The following is a 21,526-nucleotide window of genomic DNA, read 5'->3' as shown; positions in this document are numbered from 1 at the left end:
GCTTTTTAGTATGGACATCATTCAGCAGCTAATTTGGGGCACCAGGAAAAAACATTCGCCCTTGCAAAATGAACCGCGTGTCATTATTACAAAATAAATGACACATGGTTCATTTTACGGAAAGGAGCATGATGATGTCACCTAAAATTTCAGACAGCCAAAGAGAAAAGCGCAAGCAGCAAATTCTCGATGCTGCCAAGCGAGTGTTCTCGGAGAAAGGATACGGTGCAGCGACGCTGAAGGACATTATTGAGGAAACCGGCATGAGCCGGGGCTGGATCTATTTATATTTCCAGACGAAAGAAGAGATATTCGAGGCGCTGCTTGACCATCAGGACGCAGAGCACGAGCAGTACATCGCGGAACTGCTCGAGACTTCGGCCAGCGTCTGGGATGTGATCACAACCTTATATTCACAGCAGCAGGACGAACTGCTAGAGCCGCCCCGCGGCGGAATGCTGCCGGCCTTTTACGAGTATTTTCTGATCGGCTGGCGGGATGCGGCACGCAGCGAGCTGCTGCTGCAGCGCTACGAAGAAGGGATTGCCCGGTTCGCGGCGCTGCTGCAAAAAGGGGTAGATCAAGGTGAGTTTTCGCCCGCCATGAGCGTATCGGACATTTCGAAGCTTGCCGCCGCTTTCCAGGAGGGCATTCTGACGCATACGATCACCGTCGGACCGGAGACGGCCCATACGCAAATGCAGCAAGAGGCGCTGATTCAATACCTGCACCAATTGCTGCATGCTTAAGCTTGACATAGAACCATATTTAGGAGGATTGATGTGATGATCTCACTCTTTCGGAATGGAACATTCACCAAGCTATTCCTTGCCGCATTCGCCTCGCAGCTGGGCACCGTCGTGGGTAACATGGCCTTTGCCTACTATTTGGTAGACCGGTACAGTGAACGTCCAGCCTTGGCAACCACGGCGGAGCTCATGTATTCTCTGCCGACCCTTGCAGTATTCTGGATCGTCGGTGTCATTGCCGATCGGATCGACCGCAAATTCATCGCCGCCTACAGCGATTGGATTCGGGCTGGATTAACGCTGCTGCTGCTTGTATTCGTCCATTACGATGTATTATTCGCATGCTTTTTGATTCTATTTCTGCGCAGCTCGATATCCAAATTCTTCGGACCCGCGGAAATGGAATTGCTGCAAGGCAGTATCCCCCAAGATCAATATGTGCAGGCCTCAGGCCTGAATCAAATGATGATGGGCATGTTCATGCTCTTCGGCATGAGTCTCGGCGCAGCGGCCTATCATTTCATCGGAATCGAGGGGGCCGTCATGATCGATTGTGCAAGCTTCCTATTGTCTGGTCTCTTGATCTCCAAAGGCGATTTTCCCGAGCATGCCCGCATGCCTAACGGCCGCAACCGCATCCGCGACATCCGAATTCCCCTGCTTCTCCAGGATTTTTGGCTGGGACTCCGTTATATTATGGGCAACAGACTGCTTCTGGTTCTCATCTCGGGGTTCCTATTCTTTGGCATCGTCAACGGTGTGTTCGCCATCCTGCCGATTTTCTCCATGAAATACAAGATCAGCCCAGACAATTACGTGGTTCACTCTTCATTAACTACGATATTTCTCGGCGTGGGCTTCCTCCTTGGCAGTGTCATCGGCCCCAAGCTAATTCGCCGTTATACAAGAACCCCGATCCTCATTGCCGGGTTGTTCATCTCCAGCGTCCTTATTGGGGCCTGGGCTTCACCGACCGGATCGAGATCTATCTCCTGCTTGTATTTATAGAGGGAATTGCCATCGCCCCCATCAACATTGCTCTCGGCAGTTGGATGCCGGAACTCGTTCCCCCGCAAAATATGGGCAGGGTAAACGCCCTGATCGAGCCTGTCATGATGCTAGGACACTCGTTAGCGCTAGGATTTGTAGCCTTAGCCTTCCCGGCCTGAGTCTCTATTACCTGGCTGCACTACCTTTTCGGCATTTGCACACTCGGCGTAAGTGCCTACTATCTACTCGCCCTGCCTTCCCTGGTGCGCAAACGTTCCAGGCAGGGGTTCGAGCATGAGCAAGAGCAGGTGCAGGAGCCCCATACAACAACATCTCAACACTGATACGAACTAGCCGCACTCAGAGCAGTAGCCCTACACTTGACGTTTACCTGATCCAGATCAAGCGATTCACCCCTGGGACATACATGCACATCCCTCTGGTTCCCCCGTTTCCGACTGTAGAATTCAGCGATAAAGGATTATTGATGGTATAAACCAGTTCGTCATGAATTACTCCCAAAAAAAGTAGATGTAAAGAAATAAGGAATCCGGATTTGGCGCAAAAATAACCCTTTCTGCGTCAAGAGTGCGCTTACATTTCCCACGCTCTTGGAGTGGCTCGTTTTTTTGAGTTTGACGCAGTGGCTTCGACTGCAGCGCAGACTAGGAGGAAGGAAGCAGCCATGCGGGTCTAAAGTATATTTCCAAAACTGTGAAACGGCTTCATAAATGGGCCTATCCACCGTACGATAAAATGCAAAAACGTATTAATATGGGATGGGTTTGGAAATACGGGGAACGTGGAGAAGGAGAGACAAATTCATGAAGATCAGCAGATTGATGTATTTACTGTTATCCATTCTTGTATTGATGGGGGTAAGCGCCTGCCAATCCTCCAAAAGCAGGCCAGCACAACAACCGCCGGATACAGAGGCCGTACAGAACATGACTGCCGGAGCCCAAGGCCATGATGAGCAAAGACCTGAAAATTTTGCCGGCGGATTTCCCTCTTCCGGACGATGCCAAGATCAGCACATCCCACTCTGAAATTAATGACGGCAAGAAATCGGTGCTGCTTATTTTCTCATCCGAAGAAGACATGGCGGCGATCACCAAGCTATACAAGGATTATTTCAAAACACAAAACTTGGACGATTCCGGTCAGACCATTGACGATAAGAACATTATCATTCAAGGCGACAATCCCGAGAAGAACGAAAGCTGGTCCATGATTGGCGGACGATTGTCCTCGAACAAAGGGGTCATTGAGTTAAACGTGACATGGACGGAACTGTAAGAATAGTAATACGAAATGGAATTCATGTATCTAATTATGCTCTTAATGCATACTTCAGGGGATTAGATGGATTTGATGCACCTAAAATCAAGAATCCAGCCGTGATTGGCCATTTCTCTTATTCTAATGACATGAAATCCATCTAAATCTACTCTTCCGCCTATGCCGCAGAAATTAACTGCTATTCTTCCATTTACTATAAGTTGAACAATACAACAGAAGCTGACGCAAGTACGCATAGTTAAAAAAAAGAATTAAACGCATGAGCCATCATCACTGGTCCATCGTTTAATTCTTTTTTGCAATTAATGATTTAGTTCAGCTTCTGGCCGCAATTCGGACAGAAGTTCGCCCCTTCATTCTTGGCGCCGCAGTTCGGACAGAAGTTAGGGCGTTTGCCGCCTTCGGAAGCAGAAGCCGCCGGGGGCTGCTGATTGTGCTGCTGGGGTTGGTTCTGGCCTGGATTCTGATTTTGATGCATGTTCATATTCATGTTCTTCATCATTTCGCTGGCCATCGTCATGCCCATCATCATGCCCGCCATATCCGAGGCCATGCCGCCGCCCTGCACTTTGCCCGAAGCGATGCCGTCCGTCATGCTGACCTGCTGGTATTTCTGCAGATTGCCGATCATTTCATGGGACGCCGTCTTCGTGATCATATCCTGGATTTCCTGAGGATAGTTGAAGCTCATCACCTGGAAGCCGGTAATCGTCATTCCGTTGCCCAGCATTTCCATATCCAGGTCTTCACGAATCCCTTTGGCAATTTCCGAGGCATTGGCCTGCAGATTGAACATGTCCTTGCCTTCCCGGCTGATCCACTTCATGAGCAGCTGATCCAATACAGAAGTGATGCGGATTTTGACATCCTCCACGAGATAGCTGCCTTTCATTCCGGCGATATTATCAATCAGCGACACGTAATCACTGACTTTAAAGTTAAACGTTCCGTTGGCGCGAATCGGCATGCCGCCCGGCAGCTGAGGCGTCGGAATCAGAATTGGATTCTGCGTTCCCCATCTAACCGTAAATTCCTTCGTGTTGACGAACAGAACCTCTACCCGCATGCCGCTGTTGAAGCCGAATTTGAAGCCTTTTAACGTGGATAAGAAAGGGATGATCTCCGACTCGATGTTGTATGAGCCCTCATCCTTGAAAATCCCTTCCACCTTGCCATTATTGACGAAAATCGCGTCCTGGCCGGCGCGGATGATCAGTTTGCTGCCCTTCTTGATCTCCCGGTTGCTCCACTTCCAGAAGATCATGTCATCTCTAAACTCTTCCCATTCTACGACGTTCGCGAATTGATTTCTGAAGAATCCCATCTTGCTCTCCCGTCCCTTCGATTAGAATTTCCCTCTGCTGCCGCTATGCGAATGGCCGCCGCCGGTAATGCCGCCGCCCCCGCCGCCCGAGCTGCTGCTCGTGCTCCGTTCGATCTTCCGCTTCGTCGTCGTCGTTCGCAGGTATTGATCCTGACGATCCACGATCCCTGAAGTGCTGGCATCCTCATAGGTGCGCCGGTTGACCGTAACGCGGCCGCCGGAGCGGTAAGTCATAATGCCCACGACGATTCCTCCAACGACCAGGGCTGCAATCAGCTGGAAGCCAAAGTTGAACAGCGGGTTGTCCGGGTCCACTCCCGGCTTGAAGCCCATGTATTTATGGGCGGTTTTAATATATTTTTCAAAAGCCAGCTTATAGTCGCCGTTTGTTAAATTCGGCGTAATTTTCTCGCGGATCCGATCAAGCCTGCCGTCATCCAGGAACTCCTCTGCCTTGTAGAACCCGGCCAAATAGACGTCCCGATTCCTCATATCCAGCGTCAGAATCACCGCGTTGCCATGGGGTTTATCGTAACCCGGCGCCTGCTCATCGTAAAAGTCCTCCGTCATCAGCTCGACATCGGTATTGTCCTCATTGTTAGAAGTAATAATGATCATATCCGTTTCCCGCTTGGCTCCGTACTCGTTCGCCATCGCATTTAGCTCCATATACTCCTCTTCGCTGAGCAGGTTCGCTTCGTCATAGATCAGCTTTTTCGTTTCAGCTGCTGCCGACGTTCCAAAGGGAATGGCGAAATATGCAGCGAGACAAAATAGCACCGTTAATATCGCATAATGCTTTCTCACAGGAATCCTCCCCCCATCATCCAGGAGATCAGCTTCAGGGATAGCAGGGTTACGCCCGATACGCCCGCAAACCAGGCGGAGACCTTCGCTTTGCTGAGCGGCGGCTTGCCGACGACCTTCCCGGTCTGGCCGTTCATCGCGAACAAGTACTCCGACCGGTTATAGTCGTACTTCACCATCCATACCGGAATCAGGCAATAGTCGGCCCGCTTCGGGGTCGTATCGATCTGCTTATTGGTGAAGCTGACGGAAGTATACCCTGACACAGACGATGAAATGGAGGATTCAATATAGCTGCGAATCTTCTCCATGGCCCGTGGAAGCAGCTCCCGATCATCATAGCTGTATTTGTCCGCAGTATAACCGGCGAGGTAGGGACTCTTGAAGCCCTTCAGCCGCTCGTACGGAAAAGGCTCCAGCTTATCCATCAGATCGTCGCTCATTTTATGCGAAGCATCAATTGGCAAATTGACGTAATTCAGGCGGAGCTTGCGGTATATCGCAAAATGCTGCGTTTCTGTATATTGATAGTCGCCCCGCGTATAAGTCCTTACTTTCGTAGCATGGCCATGAACCTCAACGCGATTATGCAGCTCATAGAGCCAGAAAGGAACATACACTCCGGTGATCCCCTTAACGCGATCCGCGGTCATAAATCCACCGGGGGTAAGCAGGCCGTTCCTGCACCATTTCCGGAAAGCCGCCATCGCCTCTTCCTTGCTGATCAGAAAAGGAAGCACCTTGGCCGGGGCCAGATTCCCGGTCAGACGGTCGCCGAGGACGACAGCCGTACCGCAGAAGCTGCACACCGTGGCGGTCGTCTCCGCGTCGGCCATCACCTCAGCCCCGCAGCTATTGCAGTGATACCCTCTCCCCCGACTTTCGGAAAATGACTGCTGCGTAAGCGGATCAGGAAGCTGTTCAATGTTGTCTTGTCTCCCGCAGCCTTGACAAGTCAATGCTCCGGTTCTTCCGTTAAAGACCATGCCGCTGCCGCAATTGGGACATTTGTAGTCGATTACCGGCATTTGCTCACCTCAGGTACCCAAAAAGTAGCTTGCATCACAATTCCCTCTTGTTCATTCTTGCTTTGATTGCTGCTAATTCATCTTCGACGCTCGCAGAAGTGCTGGCGCTAGAGTTTGTGCTAGAGTTTGTGCGATTGCTCGTGCTATTGTTCGAGCCAGCATTTACACCCGGCTTCATGTTATCGTCTTTCAAATGAACCGCCGGATCAGCAGCATTGTCCAGTGCTTCTCCAGCCCGAAGCTCGGCCAATGCCAGTGCTTCTTCCGCGGCGAGATACGCTTTCTCCTCTAGTTCATCGAAAGTGCCGGCAGATAGGCTGCTGCCCGCACCGCTGCCTTGCTGCATTCGGGAGAAGGCAAGCTTATCCTTCAGTTCGGATTGCCGTGCCTCCAGCTGCCCGAGGTCGGATATCAGCTTCTCCTGCAGCTGCTGCATGCTTGCCGCCTTGGCGGCAGCCAGCTCGTGAGCCGTTTGCAGCTCATTCAGCTTCGCGGCCTGCTGCGCTTTCCGATCCAGAAACTTCAGGGCGTCATCCTCATTGCCCGCTTCCACGGCTTTCTCGGCGTAACGCTGCAGCTTCCTGATCTCAGCCTGGCATTCATCCAGAGAAGCCTTGGCCCTTCGCTCATTCGCAAGCACCGCTGCCGCTTCCGCCTTCACCTGGCCCAGATCGCTGTACAGGTTCCTCATATATTCATCCATGGCCTTCGCCGGATCCTCCGCCCGATCCACGAACGAGTTGACGTTGGCTCTCATAATATCCCGAAATCTCGACAAGATTCCCATATAGAGTTCCCCCTCGCTAGTTGGCATTTACCTATAATACATGAATTCCGGCCAAAAGGTTTCATTTCATGCAAAATCCACAGCCTTATTCGGCTGTGGATGGACGGGCAGAAGATTTAATTAGCATGGGCAGCAGAACAGCGCAGGTGAACATAAATACAATGATCGCAATCCATTGCGAGGTGGACAGCATACCGACATTCCCCCGGATGATATCCCCTCTATAGAACTCAATGACGAATCTCCCTACGCTGTACAAGAGCAGATACAAGCTGGCGATGAGCCCAGTCTGGCGCACCCTTTTGGCAATATATATGAGGACAAAAAACAAGGCAAAATTAAAGGCGCTTTCGAACAGCTGCGTAGGCACCAGTGTAACTCCATTAGGAGCGTAATGAGATTCATGAAATATGATGCCAAACCAGCTATCCGTCTCTGCGCCATAACAGCAGCCAGCCAGGAAACAGCCAATTCTGCCAAACCCCTGGGCCAGAGCAATCGATGGCGCAAAAAGATCCAGGCACTGTAAAAAGTTCATTCTCTTCTTCCTGCAATACACATAACCCGCCAAGATCCCCCCGATAATCCCTCCATACACGACATAACCTGCGGATAAATCCAGAAGAATTCGCGGATTATCGATAATATTCCTGTATTGCGTTATCCAATAGAGCACCTTAGCGCCAATAAATCCAAACAGCAAACCTCGGAGCGTTAATGTAGCGATATCGGATGGTGCGATTTGCCGGGTTCCCGCTCTATGAATCAGGACTCTATAAGCCACGATAATGCCGATCGCGATCATCAGCCCATATCCGTAAACGGTCACCGGGCCGATTTGTAACAAATCATTTTTCATAGTACCGTCCTTTCTATTGGCCATAGCAATATTCCTGTGACACATATTAGCATAATTATCCATTCAGTTACATGAAAATAATAGGAATGACAAATTACCAAAATGCGACAAATGTAGCCATTGCCAACCACAATTCTAGAAAGTATTATATTAAATAGCATAAAATTCTATTTTTTAATAATTAATGTATTTTTAAGGAGGGAGCTATGTTGTGGAGCATGAAATTGAGAACAAGCTTAGCCAAATTATCAACCAGGTGAAGGGTACCGATGCCGAATTCTGCGCTGAAGACAATTTTATTGAACAGCTGAGCATGGATTCCATGGATATCATTCAAGTTATCGTGGCCATACAGCATGAATTCGGCCTTGATTTCTTCGGCAATCAAATCGATATCGACATCTTGAATGAATTTGGAAGACTGGCAGACTATATTAAGCACAATGCCGTTCAGGCGCCGTTAGGGAGTGAGCTATGAGTCCCGCTACGGAAAAGTTCCCAATATTGAATCCGCAAAAAAACACAAATTCCTTCTTCTCGGAAGGCCACCTGCTGCTGCGGCAGAAACTGCAAGCCTTCATGAAGAAAGAAATTCTCCCCCACGTAGAAGATTGGGAACAGCAGCGCCGGTTCCCGCTAAGAAGCATCCTCAAGAAGCTAGGGCAACAGGAATTACTGGGCCTGCGCTATCCCTCCCAATATGGCGGACAGGATCAAGATATATTCTCGCATATCGTATTTGCTGAAGAGCTGGGCAAAATCCCCTCCGCCGGGATCAGCATGGCCATCATCATCCATAACGACATGGTCGCCCCGTTAGTGGCCGACTATGGAACTGCTGCGCAATGCGAAGAACTGCTGTCCCCCGCGCTTCGGGGCGATTTGGTTTTTGGCCATGCCGTATCGGAGGCTTCCGCCGGATCGGATGTGGCCGCAATCCAAGCCACAGCGGTTCGCGAGAGCGATTACTATGTACTGAACGGCGTCAAGAATTTCGTCACGAACGGACTGGATGCGGATGTGTACTGCGTGCTTGCAGCCATGCCAGACCGCAACCCGCTGACGGGCATGGTGCTGCTATTCGTCCCCCGCTCGCTGCCCGGCATCGAAATTAGCGAAGAAATCGGCATGATGGGCCATCGTACCGCCAATGTTGCCAGCGTATCGTTTCATGACGTCAGGGTTCCCGCATCCTGCCGGATCGGCAACGATGGCGGAGGATTTCTCGCCCAATTGAACCAATTCGCGCAAGAGCATATGATCTCCTCCTGCCGGGCTACGGCGATGGCTGACGAGGTGCTTCGTTTAACGGTCCAGCACTGCCGCTCCAGAGTCACCTTCGGCGAACCCCTCATCAAGAATCAATGGATCCAATTCAAGATCGCGGAATTGCGCACGGAAATCGAGCTGAGCCGCCAATGCAATTATGTCGCAGCTTCCATTTGGCAGGAGCAGGGAGACATCTCCTTGTTATCCGCAATGGCCAAATTGCAGTCCAGCAGACTGGTCCGCAAGGTCGCCGACGAATGCCTGCAGCTGTTCGGCAAAGACGCTTATCTCGATGACCATATCATAGGGAGATTCTACCGGGACAGCCGCCTGTTCTCCATTTCGACCGGTTCTGATGAAATGATGCTGACCAAAATTGCGAAAATAAGCAAAATAAGCTGAACTGCAGGTGATGGATACCATGAGTATAAACCCGTTTACGCCGGAGCATGATGCGTATCGAAACGGCCTCCGCCATTTTATCGATCAAGAGATTAGACCCCATTTAAGTGAATGGAGAGCCGCTGGCCATCCTCCCCCAATCAAGCAAATCCTTCGCCAATTAGGCGAAGCTGGTTATTTGTCAACAACATTCCCGGAACAATATGGCGGGGCAGCGTTGGACTACTGGTATAACGTCATTTTACATGAAGAATTAGCGAGACTGCCTAATGGAGCGATCGGAATGTCCGTTGCCAGCCATCTGGATATAGCGACAAGCCTGGTCGCCAAATACGCCCGCAAAGAGTTGGCGGCGGACTGGGTCCCTTCCGCTATTCAAGGCAAGTCGTTGTTAGCGCTAGCCCTGACGGAAGAGAATGCCGGATCAGATCTAAGCCATGTGCAGACGACAGCTGTGCAGGAGGGGGACGGCTATATCCTCCAAGGCCGGAAGACCTTCATCAGCAATGGCGTATCGGCAGACGCTTACTGCGTCCTTGCCCAAACGGCCAATAAACAGGGAGATCCTGCACCTACTTTGTTTTTTGTGCCCAAATCGTCGCCTGGCGTTGCTGTTGTCAGGAACCTGCCAACTTTGGGCAATCGGGGGGATATCGCAGAAATTGAATTTGACCGGGTTAAGATCGCCCAGCAGCAGGTTATAGGCGGACTGGGATTCGGCCTGTTTATTCAAATGAAACAATTTTTCCAGGAACGGACGATTATAGCGATCCGGATGGCCGCGATGGCACGCTACCATGTTGACCTCACCATCGAACACGCCAAGAAACGCCGCACGTTTGGCAAGCCTCTCAGCTCTAACCAGCATGTTCAATTCACTCTCGCTCAATTGATCACCGAAATCGAATCCGTCAAGCAATTCAGCTATGGATGCATACGAAACATGTCGACGCCAAACGAGAATATGGCCGATGCCGCGATGGCCAAATACGCAGGCGGGAAGCTGGTAAGGAAAGTCGCCGACCAGTGCCTGCAATTGTTCGGAGGGGAAGGCTATTTGGACGACCATCCTATTTCGCTGTTTTTCCGCGATGCCAGAGCCCTGTCATTAGCCGGGGGAACCGATGAAATGATGCTGAACATGATTGCCAGAGTAGAGTGCTAGGATATGTTATTCACCCAAAAAATCAAAAGAATAGTGAGGGATAATCCATATGTCTAACCGTCAATTGCCTGAAATGATCCTCGATTCGAGCGTCCAATTTCATGAGCTTGTCCATGCATTGATTGAATGGCCGGAATTGTATTCGCATATGAAACAAAATCCCGAGGATGCGAATGAAGCCGTAAAGCTTGCCTTGCAAACCGTGGAGGATTACAAAGCGGGCAAGGAAGCTGCTTACTACAGCCTGCACCGGGCTCTGGATCTTCTGTATAGCATAAATATTCACCCGATGGAGCAAAAGCCGGTGTTCAACCAGTATGATCCTACGCTTATGCGCATCCAAAAAGAATTGGAGGAAGCGTGGGAAGCTTACGAGGACAGCCGTTTTCCCGATATCGATATTCCGACGGACACCAAGGAATTCCAGCGCTGGTTCATGAGGACGATCCTGGATCATGAAGCAGCCAATCATCAGTTGTATGCCTATTTGGAGGAAAGCTGCTCCAGGGAGGAAATGAGTTACTTCTTCTCTCAAGAGATTACGGTAGACAGCCGTTTCGACGATCTGGTTGCCCTGGCGCAGATCGGCACCAGCGAAGTGATCAAGATGGAGCTTGCCGAAAATTACTGGGATGAAATGGGCAACGGTGAAATGGATAAAGTTCATACCGTCATGTTCAATTATTTGCTGGACGAGCTGGGGCTCCTGAATGATACGAACACCTTGTCTTTAGTAGAAGGCGCTAGCTGGCAGTCCCTGGCGGTAGGCAATACCCTGCTGTATTCCGCCCTGTACCGCAAAAATCTGTATCGGGCCTTGGGCTGTCTCGGAGCGGTCGAACTAGTTGCGCCAAAACGCTTCAGCAGACTGGTCAAGGGATTCAAACGCCTCGGTATCAGCGAAAAGGGCCGGGAATACCATACCCTGCATATCCAAATTGACACCCGTCACGGGCATGGATGGGTCAAAAACGCGATTGTTCCGATCATCAAGGACAACCCTGAAGCCAGAATCGAGATCGTAAAGGGAGCCTTCTTACGCTTAAACACCTCAATGGACTACTGCAATAAAATTTATGAGCGCTTCTCCAAAGTAAGCGTATAAACGTTTGACCCGGCAACCAGATCCTATTCATTAGGTTTAACGGATATTAGCATCCATTCTATGAAGATGGGAGGTCTCTTCCGTGCTAGATGCATTGACAGGGAAGCCTGTAGATTCGCTGGGCAGCCGCATTTCATACTATGCCGGGAAGCAGTCGAATAAAATGGCTGTCCAGGACAGCCGGCATTCACTGACATACGCCGAACTGGACAAGCACAGCTTGGCTTGCGCTGCCGCTTTATCCCAATGGGGAATCACCCGCGGAGATCGGATCATCTGCTTCGCCCAAAAGGAAGTCTCACTGGTAGCTGCCATCATCGGCTGCCTGCGTTTGGGGGTGGGGTATGTCCCTGTAGACCCTAAGAACCCGCCAGGCCGCTTGCAGCACATTGCGCGCGAAATCGCCCCCAAGGCTGTAATTTTACCGGAAAAAATGCTGGGGGAGGCAGCCGGGCTGGATCCGGAGATCAGGCGGATTCCCATGGAGTCGATCTCCCCTTTCCACGCAGGACCCTGCCATCTAACGGAAGATTCTATATCAGGCCATGCCTGGCCTGATATAGATATCTCTGACATGGCTTATTGCATGTATACATCAGGATCAACGGGCATGCCCAAAGGGGTGGTGATCGAGCATCGAAGCATGCTGGCCTTCTTTGCGGCGGTCAACGAATTCATGAACATCACCGAGGAATCAGTCTGCATGAACACCTCCCCTTTTTATTTCGATGTATCGATCGTGGATACCCTGCTGCCGCTGTATTGCGGGGCAAGCGTATACTTGTACGACGAGTTCATGATTCCTTCCCTGGTGCTCCAATATATCGCCAGACGGAAGATTACCCACTTTGCGGCAGTAGCGCCGATTCTATCATTGCTGTCCGAGGAGCCCCATTTTGGCAAAGAGGATTTATCCAGCCTGAAACGGATTATGACGGGAGCAGAGGTGCTGAACGTCAAGTCGATCCAAAGATGGCTCCAGGAGGTTCCATCCTTGACGATCATCAACGGATATGGGCCGACGGAGGCTACGTGCGTGTGCCTAGCTCACCCGATTACAGCCGCTAATGTGAATGATCATCATTTATTTCCCATCGGCCGGCCTTTGACCGGCATAAATGCTTTATTGATCGATCAAGCGGGAGAGATCATAGAGACCCCAGGGGTTAGCGGAGAGCTGCTGGTTGCCGGAGACCAGCTCATGCGGGGCTACTGGTCGAATCCCGAAGCAACGAAATCCCGGCTCGTCGCAATCCATGGGGAGGTTTATTACCGGACCGGGGACATTTGCCAGCAGGATGAACAGGGCTTATATCACTTTATCGGCCGAGGCGACGATGAGGTCAAAATACTCGGCTATCGCATTAACTTAAATGAAATCAGAGGGGCGCTCGGGGAGATTCCCTCGGTAAAGGATTTCATCCTGAGCATCATTCATGAGGAGGGCCGAGGCAAAGTATTAGCGGCCGCAATTATTCTAAAAGACGGCGACCCGGAGCTCGGCAAGCTCGCCGATGTTCAGGGAGCACTTAAGGACAAGCTCTTGGATTACATGGTTCCGCGTTATTTGCTGCTATGCACCGGATTTCCCAAACTGCCGTCCGGCAAAACGGACGCGAAAAGGATCGCCCGGTATATCGAAGAACAAATCAAGCATAACAAAGCGTCCTTGCACTTGCAGTCCGCAGATTGGCCATAACTGGAGGGGATTAATATGTTGAAGCCTTTATATATCACAGATTTGGATGGTACTCTGCTTCGCTCGGACTTGAAATTATCCGATTACACCCGAACGGTCATGAACAGAGCGATTCATGAAGGGGTAAATTTGACGTACTGCACGGCTCGCACGTATACGGCAGCGAGAAGTTTACTGAGCGGAATCCAGTTCCGCCTCCCTGCCATTTTATTAAACGGTGCCATAATGGTAGATCCTACCGAGCATAAACCTATCATTTGCAACAATCTCGCATTCGAAATCGCAGACGATATTATAGATAAAGGAAAGAAATATAATTTGTTACCAATAGTCCTAAATTATGATAATATACAAGAGACTGTAATGCATTTCGGGCTGCAGAATCATGCCCAATGCAATTTAATAAAGCAATTGAAGGCGTGGCACCACCCCGTTTCCCAACAATCGAGGCTTATGCCTTCCGACACCTTATTGAATTTATTCTTCATCGCTCCCTACGAACAACTGCTTCCCTTTCAAGAATGGATCGATTCCACCTATAGAGACAGCGTAGATGTGCTCATATTCGAGGATTCCTATAATAAAGGATTCTTCAATCTCCAAATCTCCAATCCAAGGGGGAATAAGGGACTTATGGTTCAGGAACTGGCTGCTTTCCTAGGAATTCCTTTATCCGCAACGACCGTATTCGGTGACCATGTGAACGACCTCTCCATGTTTGCTGTAGCAGGGCGCAAAATCGCTGTAGGCAATGCACATGAAAGCGTCATGCAGATCGCTGACGAATCTATTCTCAGCAACGACGAGGACGGCGTTGCTAAATATTTGGGAGAGTTAATCAGTTGAGCGCGGTTCTGTTGCCCATCCAGCCGCCGATGATCACCGGTTACGTCCATCATGGTCATGTGCTAAGCATCCTCGCCCATTATCCCGAGAGCTCGGACTGGTTCTACAGCAATTATATTCAATTATATTGCCACCGTAATTTTAAGGACAGCAGCGTACCTTTCAACTTCTTCATTTACGACGAACTCATCTATGAAGCTGACAAGCAGCGCTATACGACAGGATTAAGCCATTACCTGAATTCCATCCCCTGGCTGAGCGCAGAGAAAATATCCCGGCATAGGATACTCCAAATGGGACGGGATTGCGTCTCTTTCTTGAAAGAATGCATACATGCGGAGTGTTACGTTTTTACCTATATCGATGAGTTTTTTATCCCTCATACTCCTTTCTATCAGAAGAACCGATTTGCGCATCAAGTTTTGATTTTTGGCTATGACGACGAGGCCGGGACTTTTCAGGTAGCAGATTTCATACAAGACCGGAGCCAGACGAAATATACCCAATTTGACGTGCCCTATGAACATATGGCTCAGGGATTCAGCCAAGTCGAATTGGCCGGAGAGCATCGCCAGTATACCTACTTGCTGCGTTACAGGCCGCATATCGTGTATCCCTTCGATCTGCAGCACGCCTGTCGCCAGCTTTCCGCTTACGTGAATTCCGGAAATTCCTATCACGACATGCGAAATATGCAGCCGTCCATCGATCTGGCTTACGGCATGGAATCCTATAGCTGCTTGGAGAATTACCTCGAGCAGTTGAGGCAGGACCGCATCGCCTTCGACATACGCCCATTCCATATTATGTGGGAGCACAAGACCTGCATGCAGGCAAGGCTGGATCATCTGATCACCCGATTGGGGCTGGAGGATTTGCGGGATGTCGCCGCCGAATACGCCCAGGTCGAGAAGGGAATGAGAACGGTGCGTCTCATGCTCATGATGTATCAGCAGAATCAGGATCCTGCGCTCATTTCCAAGATGATTGCGACTCTTCAAGATACGGCGCCCCTGGAGCAAAGTTTACTCGAACGGATGCTGGCTGTGATGAGCTCTTCCGATGCGCAGTTGAAAGGAGGAATACGATGAAAGCCAGCATTATTATGCCGACTTACAATAGCGTCGAATTAATTATTCCCTGCCTGATCACGTTAAACCATCAGGTTCTGGAGGAGGGGGACAGCTTCGAGGTTATTGTCGTGGATGACGGCTCGAACGACGGAACAGGCGAAGCCATACATGAACTCATCCTTAAATATGCGCTGAAATATTTTTATATCGACAGGTCTCTCGCCTCATCCCGGGCGGCCGCCCGGAACCTCGGCCTTACAGAGGCGGACGGCGAGGTCATTATATTTTTGGATGGCGACCATCTGGTGCCTCCGCATTTCATCCAGGAGCATTTGAGATATCATCGGGAGCGAGATGACCTCGTTGTGATCGGCTTCCGGAATTACTTGACGTCGAATGATTTCGATGTGGAGAAGCTGAAGACGGAGTTCCGTGAGGATCTGCTGCCGGAGCAGCTGCCGGCGGACCGGCTGCTTGCCATTGACGCATTTTCAGAGAAAATGAGTAATCTGGAGACCGTCTGGTACTTTTTCTTTACCTGCAATGCCTCCGTAAGCCGCCGGAATATTCAAGAAGCCGGGCTGTTCCACGAAGGCTTCAAAGGTTGGGGACTCGAGGACTGCGAGCTGGCTTACCGGTTGTATCAGCAGGGATTAACCTTCGTCTATGCGAAAAATGCGCTCATTTACCATATGTATCACCCTAGCGAATACGACGAGAACCGTTACCAGAACTGGCTGAGAAATCTGCACACCTTCCAGGAGCTGCACCCGTCCATCGATGTTCAGCTGCTCCAGCTGCTGAAGCTCTTTTTCAATCCCGAGATCCGCTTATTCTGGTTCGACAGCTACCTCCGGTTTGAATATGCCGTTCGCGCAGCCCATGGCAATTTGCCCTACAAGGGCCCCGTAAGCGTCTACACCGTTCACTCCCCATTCGACGATGCTTCTCTGAATGAGCTGATCCGGGAGGCGGATAAGAGGGTTGTGTTCGTCATCGACGAGTCCGGAGATTTTCGGACTTCCCTGTCATTGTTATGCGCAGCCAGCAAGTACGACCTCATGTACTACTCTGCCCCGAGCTATCCTCAGAAGGAAATGATCTTCCGGCAAATAGCTCAATATGGAGTATGGAGGCAGGTTGATTACGGCAAGCCGATAAAGGAGGAACATCCATGAGTTCAATGAATCAATGGAATGCAGATTTGTACGACGATAAGCTAAGTTATGTCTCGCAATACGGCAAGGGGATTCTCTCGATTTTGAATCCGCAGCCGGGCGAACGCATTTTGGATCTCGGCTGTGGAACCGGCGATCTGGCTAACGAAATATCAAAGGCCGGCGCTCAGGTGACGGGCATGGATTATTCCGAAGAGATGATCCGGCAGGCCAAGAGCAAGTACCCGGATATTCCGTTCATTACCGCCAATGCCGAGAACTACCGCCCGGAGGAGGCCTTCGACGCCGTATTCTCCAATGCGGCTCTGCATTGGATGAAGAATGCGCAGGACGTGGTTAAGACGATCTACAGCTGTCTCCGCCCAGGCGGCAGGTTCGTTGCGGAGTTTGGCGGCAAGGGAAACGTAGGCATCATCACGGAGAATACGATAGCCGTCCTTGAAGAGTACTTTGGCGTCCCCGATGCCACAGACCGGAATCCCTGGTATTTCCCTAGCATTGCTGAATACACCACCTTGCTGGAACACCAGGGCTTCCGGGTGACCTATGCCGAGCATTTCGACCGGCCAACTCCTCTGGAGGACGGAGAGAACGGCCTTCGTCACTGGCTCGCCTCCTTTACAGGCGACTTCTTCAGCGGCTTGTCCGAAGGCGAGAAGCAGCAGGCCTACGCGTTGATCATGAATCGGGCGAAGCCGCTTCTATTCGACGGTCAGATCTGGTCTGCAGACTACAAAAGAATTCGTATCGCTGCAATCAAGCATTGAAGCGAGAAGGAGGAAGCCTTTTGCATAAGCTAAAACAAATATGGGCTTTATTCTCGATCCCGAACTACACTATTCTCATTATTTCGACCTTGCTGCTAGGGATATGTATTTCCTTTACCTATCCCTTCCTGTCCTTATTTGGCGTAGATGAGGTGGGCATGTCCCCCTCCTATCTAGGCTATTTCATGACTGTTACCGCCGCATCCAGCGTGCTGATCAGCACAGTGCTTGGCAGGCTGTCCGATCGATACTGGGGAAGGAAATGGGTGATCATCCTCTCGGTTAGCGCGGCGATCATCGGCTACATACTGTTCATTTACGTTAGGAATTATTACGTTCTGCTTGCCGTTTCCTTTCTATGTCTCGGCACGGCGTCCTCTGCGTTTCCGCAGATGTTCGCTTATGCGCGTGAAGAAGTGAACCGGAGCGGCTCGAAGCAAGCCGACATGGCCATCAATACGTTAAGGATGTTCTTCTCTCTCGCATGGGTCATCGGCCCGGCAATTGCTGCTGTACTGCTTGCCTCGGCCGGCTTTCAGGGGTTATTCCTCTCAGCCGCCGTGACTTACGGCATTGTATTCCTCTTCGTTCTGATTTTTCTGAAGAACTCGAACCGCCAAGAGACCGCTCAGAAGAACGAAGCGCCCGTGAATTTAAGGAAATTTCTCCTGAAGCCGCGCATTGCGGGAGTATTGGGCTCCTTCATCCTGCTCAGCGTAGCCTCGACCATGAGCCTGGTGAACCTTCCGCTATATGTAACCCGGACGCTCCATGGCAGCCAGTCCGATGTAGGGGTGCTGTTCAGCGTAGCCGCGGCCGTGGAGATTCCCCTGCTGATCGGAGTGGGCATTCTGGCGGCAAAATACCGTAAATCCAAGCTGATCAAGATCGGGGCGGTCTTTGCGATTGCTTACTATGCCCTGGTGGCCGTCACGCCGATCGTATGGGCTATCGTTCCCATGCAGTTCCTAAGCGCAGTCGCCGTATCGATCGTTATGGGGCTGGGCATCAGTTACTTTCAGGACCTGCTCCCGCAGGAGCCCGGAACCGCAACAACGTTATATTCCAACACCTCGGTTATCGGCAATATGCTTGGAGGAATTATCGCCGGCAGCGTCGCGGAGTGGTTTGGCTTCCGCATCGTATTTATAGTCTGTGCCGTCATGGCAGCTATAGCTTTCCTATTGCTGCTAACAGATCGGGAGTCCTCAGTACAGGCGATAGAGGAGCATAATTCCGTTTCGACGTGAATCCTGCCTCATGCAGCGAACACATAAGTGAATGACAAAAATCCGGGATGATGACATCATCCCGGATTTTTGGTGCTCCATGATCTCTATTCATATTCCGTCCTCGCCGCGGTTCAGATCAGATTAAACTCGATCCAGCCGATTTGCAGGCCTGGCTTGAGGAAATCGAGCGTCAGCTCGTACAGGCCCGCTTCCAGCTCGACCTTCACCAGCTTCTGGCGGATCCATTTGCCCTCCGTGCCGTTCGTCTGGATGGTCACCATCGGCTGCCCGTTCAGCATGACGTTGCATACGCTCTGCGCCAGTTCCGGCTCAGGAGACATGATGTTGACGATAATCCGATACTGTCCGGCCTGATCCACCTTCACGTAAGCCGGGCCTGTGGCTGAAGGCTTGATCTGCGCATCGCGGGACAGCTCCTGCACCTGAACCTGCGCCTGCTCCGGCGTTAAAGCTGGATTCGCTTTGAAGGCATGCACCGTTTCAATGATTTCCTGCTTCCGGGCGAATACCGGGGCTTGCATGAGAAACGCGCAAATATTCATCGCGCAGCGCTGCAGCTCTCCGCGGGTCAGCGTGCCATTGCTCAGCGATTCGAGCGTATTGTCTTCATACGCATTGACCTCTGCGCCGTAGTTGGTGACGACCATATACAGGTCGTTCTGCGCGCGAACCATCCAGTTCGTATATTTCCGGTCCGCCTGGCCGCCATGGACGACGTCGTTCATGACCGCCCACCAGTCCGTCATGACGATGCCCTTAAAGCCCCATTCCCCGCGAAGAATCGTCGTATTCAAATCGTAATTGGAGGCGGCCCAATGCCCGTTAACCGGGTTGTACGAGGTCATGATCGAATTGGCTCCGCCTTCCTTCACGGCAATCTCAAAGCCCTTCAGGTAAATTTCCCGCAGCGCGCGCTCAGACACGACCGCATCGACCTTGCTGCGGTGCTTCTCCTGGTTGTTGCAGGCAAAATGCTTCAGCGTCGCGTAAGATCCGCCTCTGATAATCCCCCGGGTGCAAGCTGCGGCGAACGCCCCGGAAATCAGCGGGTCCTCGGAGAAATACTCGAAGTTGCGCCCGTTCAGCGGGCTGCGCCGGATGTTAAGCCCGGGACCAAGCAGCGTATCAATGTTGTTTCTTAGCAGCTCCTGCCCTTCCATGACATAGAGCTCTTCAACCAGCTCCACGTTCCAGGTCGCGGCCAGCAGCGTGCCGATAGCGACCTGGGTCGCCTTATCCCCGCTGTCCATCCGGATGCCGGAAGGGCCGTCCGCCGTACAGCCGACCGGGATACCGTAGCTCAGCAGGCGATCGCTGACGCCCCCGAAGGCCGATGCCGTACCCGGCGTCACCAGCGGGCTGACCATGCCCTCTCCCCGCACGATCGTCGCCAGATCCTCGTCGCTAAGCTGAGCAATGAAATCCTCCATGCTTACTTTGCCGTCATGGACATCTCTTAGCTTATAGCCCTGGTCTCCCGTTTGCTTCAAGCTCTGCGGCAGATTCTTCTCAATCCGCTCGGCCAGGGAAATCTTCTGCTTCGGCGCGGCCACGAAGGCAAGCTCATAGGAGCCGTCTTCCTTCCGGGCGCCCGGCTTCATGCGGGTGAAATCCTCCGTCGGGGCGAGCGCCTCCTCCAGCTGCTCCACCACTTGAAGGGCCGCCACTTCGTAGCCTTCCTGCCCCTCAACCGTGACATGCGCTGCATTCTTAACGCTATTCCCGACATAGAAACGGTACACTCCGGCTTCCAGCACATAAGCGGAAGGCGCACCGGTTACGCCGCCGTCGTCATAAGAGGCCATGGCATGGACAGGGAAGATCAGCGTCAGGCGCTGCGATTCACCCGGCTGCAGCTCCTTGGTCTTGCCAAATGCGGCCAAGGCTCTGGCCGGCTGGCCGAGCTGGCCTTGAGGAGCTTCATAATAGACCTGAACGACCTCTTTGCCCGCATAGACGCTGCCCGTATTCGTTACGGTCACGCCGATTTCCACGCTAGACTCTCCTTCCCGGGCAACAATCTTTGCTTCCTCCGGCTCAATCCGGAATTCCGTGTAAGACAAGCCGTAGCCGAACTCGAACTGCACCTTATCCGGGCAGAACGTCTCGAAATAACGATACCCTACATAAATGTCTTCCTGGTATATGTTCTTGAATTCGTTCCCGTAGTTGCGGGTCGAAGGATAATCCTCGATGGAGTAAGCGATCGTATCGGTTAACTTGCCGCTCGGCGTCACGTCGCCCACCAATACGTCGGCAATGGCATTGCCGCCTTCCATGCCGCCCTGCCAGGCATAAATGACGCTTGAAATCGGATGCGCGTAATCGGCGTCATCGATCCAGCTCATATCGATAATATTGGAGACGTTCAGCACAACAATCGTCTGCTCGAAATGGGCGGTAACCTGCTTCAGCATGGTCTTCTCCTCCGGTGTCAGCTGATAGCTGCCCGGCTCATCAGCGTTATCCTGGTCCTCGCCCGCGGTACGTCCGATGACGACGATCGCCTTATCCGATTTGCTTCTCGCTTCGCGCACCAGCTCATCGGTGAGCGGCATCTCCTTCTGGTGCCAAGGCTCTGCCGCCCAGCCGCCTCCGCCATTATCGAACGGGTTCTGTTCGATCCATTTCTCGTATACGGCCGCCAGTTCCTCGTTGACGGCTATGTTCTTCTTGCTGCGAAGGCCATCCAGCAGATTGGTCGTATAAGCGACGTTTACGCTGCCGCCCGAGCCTGTACCGCTGCGATAATAGTTGACCTGGATCCGGCCAAAAATTGCCACGTTCTCATTGTTTTTCAGCGGAAGAGCTTGTCCTTCATTTTTTAACAGCACGGCGCCTTCCGCAGCTACTTTCCTACTAAATTCAGCAAAGCCTTCTAGTGGAATTCCCAATTTGCTCGTCGTCACTTTTTTCTCTCCCT

At 51.6% G+C, this 21,526-nt stretch carries 19 protein-coding genes; 13 read left to right on the top strand and 6 right to left on the bottom strand.

The window, feature by feature from the left end; translation table 11 throughout:
* Nucleotides 1–134 precede the first annotated feature (134 nt).
* The 3 genes from QNH46_RS01750 (at nt 135) to QNH46_RS01740 (ending at nt 3,038) form a co-directional block, all read left to right on the top strand.
* Entirely contained in the window at nt 135–749 is a 615-nt protein-coding gene (locus QNH46_RS01750; protein ID WP_283926650.1) for a TetR/AcrR family transcriptional regulator, read from the top strand.
* A 36-nt stretch (nt 750–785) separates the two neighbouring features.
* The gene (locus tag QNH46_RS01745) at nt 786–1,757 is read left to right on the top strand and encodes an MFS transporter (RefSeq protein WP_283926649.1); all 972 of its coding nucleotides are present in this window, start codon (nt 786–788) and stop codon (nt 1,755–1,757) included.
* A gap of 951 nt (nt 1,758–2,708) precedes the next feature.
* Nucleotides 2,709–3,038, top strand: coding sequence for a hypothetical protein (locus tag QNH46_RS01740; protein WP_283926648.1), 330 nt, complete (start codon nt 2,709–2,711; stop codon nt 3,036–3,038).
* Nucleotides 3,039–3,351: 313 nt separating this feature from the next.
* On the opposite strand, the gene QNH46_RS01735 is transcribed toward QNH46_RS01740, so the two are convergent.
* The 5 genes from QNH46_RS01735 to QNH46_RS01715 all read right to left on the bottom strand — a co-directional run bounded on the left by QNH46_RS01735 (nt 3,352) and on the right by QNH46_RS01715 (nt 7,870).
* Nucleotides 3,352–4,365 carry an SPFH domain-containing protein gene (locus QNH46_RS01735; RefSeq protein ID WP_283926647.1) on the bottom strand — a complete coding sequence of 338 codons (1,014 nt, stop codon included), beginning with the start codon at nt 4,363–4,365 and terminating at the stop codon, nt 3,352–3,354.
* A gap of 21 nt (nt 4,366–4,386) precedes the next feature.
* Complete coding sequence (locus QNH46_RS01730) at nt 4,387–5,172, bottom strand: TPM domain-containing protein (protein ID WP_283926646.1); 786 nt, start codon at nt 5,170–5,172, stop codon at nt 4,387–4,389.
* A complete protein-coding gene (locus tag QNH46_RS01725; protein WP_283926645.1) occupies nt 5,169–6,200 on the bottom strand; it encodes a TFIIB-type zinc ribbon-containing protein in 1,032 nt (343 codons plus the stop codon). Before QNH46_RS01725 ends, QNH46_RS01730 begins: the two co-directional genes overlap by 4 nt.
* 34 nt (nt 6,201–6,234) lie before the next feature.
* Nucleotides 6,235–6,987 carry a PspA/IM30 family protein gene (locus QNH46_RS01720; protein ID WP_283926644.1) on the bottom strand — a complete coding sequence of 251 codons (753 nt, stop codon included), beginning with the start codon at nt 6,985–6,987 and terminating at the stop codon, nt 6,235–6,237.
* An 85-nt stretch (nt 6,988–7,072) separates the two neighbouring features.
* Nucleotides 7,073–7,870: a prolipoprotein diacylglyceryl transferase gene (locus tag QNH46_RS01715; protein WP_283926643.1), complete on the bottom strand. Its 798-nt coding sequence runs from the start codon at nt 7,868–7,870 to the stop codon at nt 7,073–7,075.
* Between the two features lie 187 nt (nt 7,871–8,057).
* Between QNH46_RS01715 and QNH46_RS01710 the strand changes: the two genes are divergently transcribed.
* From QNH46_RS01710 to QNH46_RS01665, 10 genes are all read left to right on the top strand, one after another.
* Nucleotides 8,058–8,324, top strand: a complete 267-nt coding sequence (locus tag QNH46_RS01710) for an acyl carrier protein (RefSeq protein WP_283926642.1) — start codon at nt 8,058–8,060, stop codon at nt 8,322–8,324.
* A gap of 101 nt (nt 8,325–8,425) precedes the next feature.
* Nucleotides 8,426–9,517, top strand: coding sequence for an acyl-CoA dehydrogenase family protein (locus tag QNH46_RS01705; protein ID WP_283926641.1), 1,092 nt, complete (start codon nt 8,426–8,428; stop codon nt 9,515–9,517).
* A gap of 19 nt (nt 9,518–9,536) precedes the next feature.
* Entirely contained in the window at nt 9,537–10,682 is a 1,146-nt protein-coding gene (locus QNH46_RS01700; protein ID WP_283926640.1) for an acyl-CoA dehydrogenase family protein, read from the top strand.
* A 49-nt stretch (nt 10,683–10,731) separates the two neighbouring features.
* Complete coding sequence (locus QNH46_RS01695) at nt 10,732–11,787, top strand: iron-containing redox enzyme family protein (RefSeq protein ID WP_283926639.1); 1,056 nt, start codon at nt 10,732–10,734, stop codon at nt 11,785–11,787.
* An 82-nt stretch (nt 11,788–11,869) separates the two neighbouring features.
* Nucleotides 11,870–13,486, top strand: coding sequence for an amino acid adenylation domain-containing protein (locus QNH46_RS01690; protein WP_283926638.1), 1,617 nt, complete (start codon nt 11,870–11,872; stop codon nt 13,484–13,486).
* 15 nt (nt 13,487–13,501) lie between these two features.
* The gene (locus QNH46_RS01685) at nt 13,502–14,332 is read left to right on the top strand and encodes an HAD family hydrolase (protein WP_283926637.1); all 831 of its coding nucleotides are present in this window, start codon (nt 13,502–13,504) and stop codon (nt 14,330–14,332) included.
* Nucleotides 14,329–15,423 carry a cysteine peptidase family C39 domain-containing protein gene (locus QNH46_RS01680; protein ID WP_283926636.1) on the top strand — a complete coding sequence of 365 codons (1,095 nt, stop codon included), beginning with the start codon at nt 14,329–14,331 and terminating at the stop codon, nt 15,421–15,423. The genes QNH46_RS01685 and QNH46_RS01680 overlap by 4 nt, the downstream gene beginning before the upstream one ends.
* A complete protein-coding gene (locus QNH46_RS01675) occupies nt 15,420–16,583 on the top strand; it encodes a glycosyltransferase family 2 protein (protein ID WP_283926635.1) in 1,164 nt (387 codons plus the stop codon). Before QNH46_RS01680 ends, QNH46_RS01675 begins: the two co-directional genes overlap by 4 nt.
* Nucleotides 16,580–17,350, top strand: coding sequence for a class I SAM-dependent methyltransferase (locus tag QNH46_RS01670; RefSeq protein WP_283926634.1), 771 nt, complete (start codon nt 16,580–16,582; stop codon nt 17,348–17,350). Before QNH46_RS01675 ends, QNH46_RS01670 begins: the two co-directional genes overlap by 4 nt.
* 20 nt (nt 17,351–17,370) lie before the next feature.
* Nucleotides 17,371–18,600, top strand: a complete 1,230-nt coding sequence (locus tag QNH46_RS01665; RefSeq protein ID WP_283926633.1) for a sugar efflux transporter — start codon at nt 17,371–17,373, stop codon at nt 18,598–18,600.
* A gap of 113 nt (nt 18,601–18,713) precedes the next feature.
* Here QNH46_RS01665 and QNH46_RS01660 read toward each other — a convergent pair whose 3' ends face one another.
* Complete coding sequence (locus tag QNH46_RS01660; RefSeq protein WP_283926632.1) at nt 18,714–21,512, bottom strand: glycoside hydrolase family 3 C-terminal domain-containing protein; 2,799 nt, start codon at nt 21,510–21,512, stop codon at nt 18,714–18,716.
* Nucleotides 21,513–21,526 lie beyond the last annotated feature (14 nt).

This window comes from Paenibacillus woosongensis (assembly GCF_030122845.1).
GTDB classification, from domain to species: Bacteria; Bacillota; Bacilli; order Paenibacillales; family Paenibacillaceae; genus Fontibacillus; species Fontibacillus woosongensis_A.
Note: the sequence above shows the minus strand (reverse complement) of the source record. Positions and strands in the feature narration are given on the sequence as shown.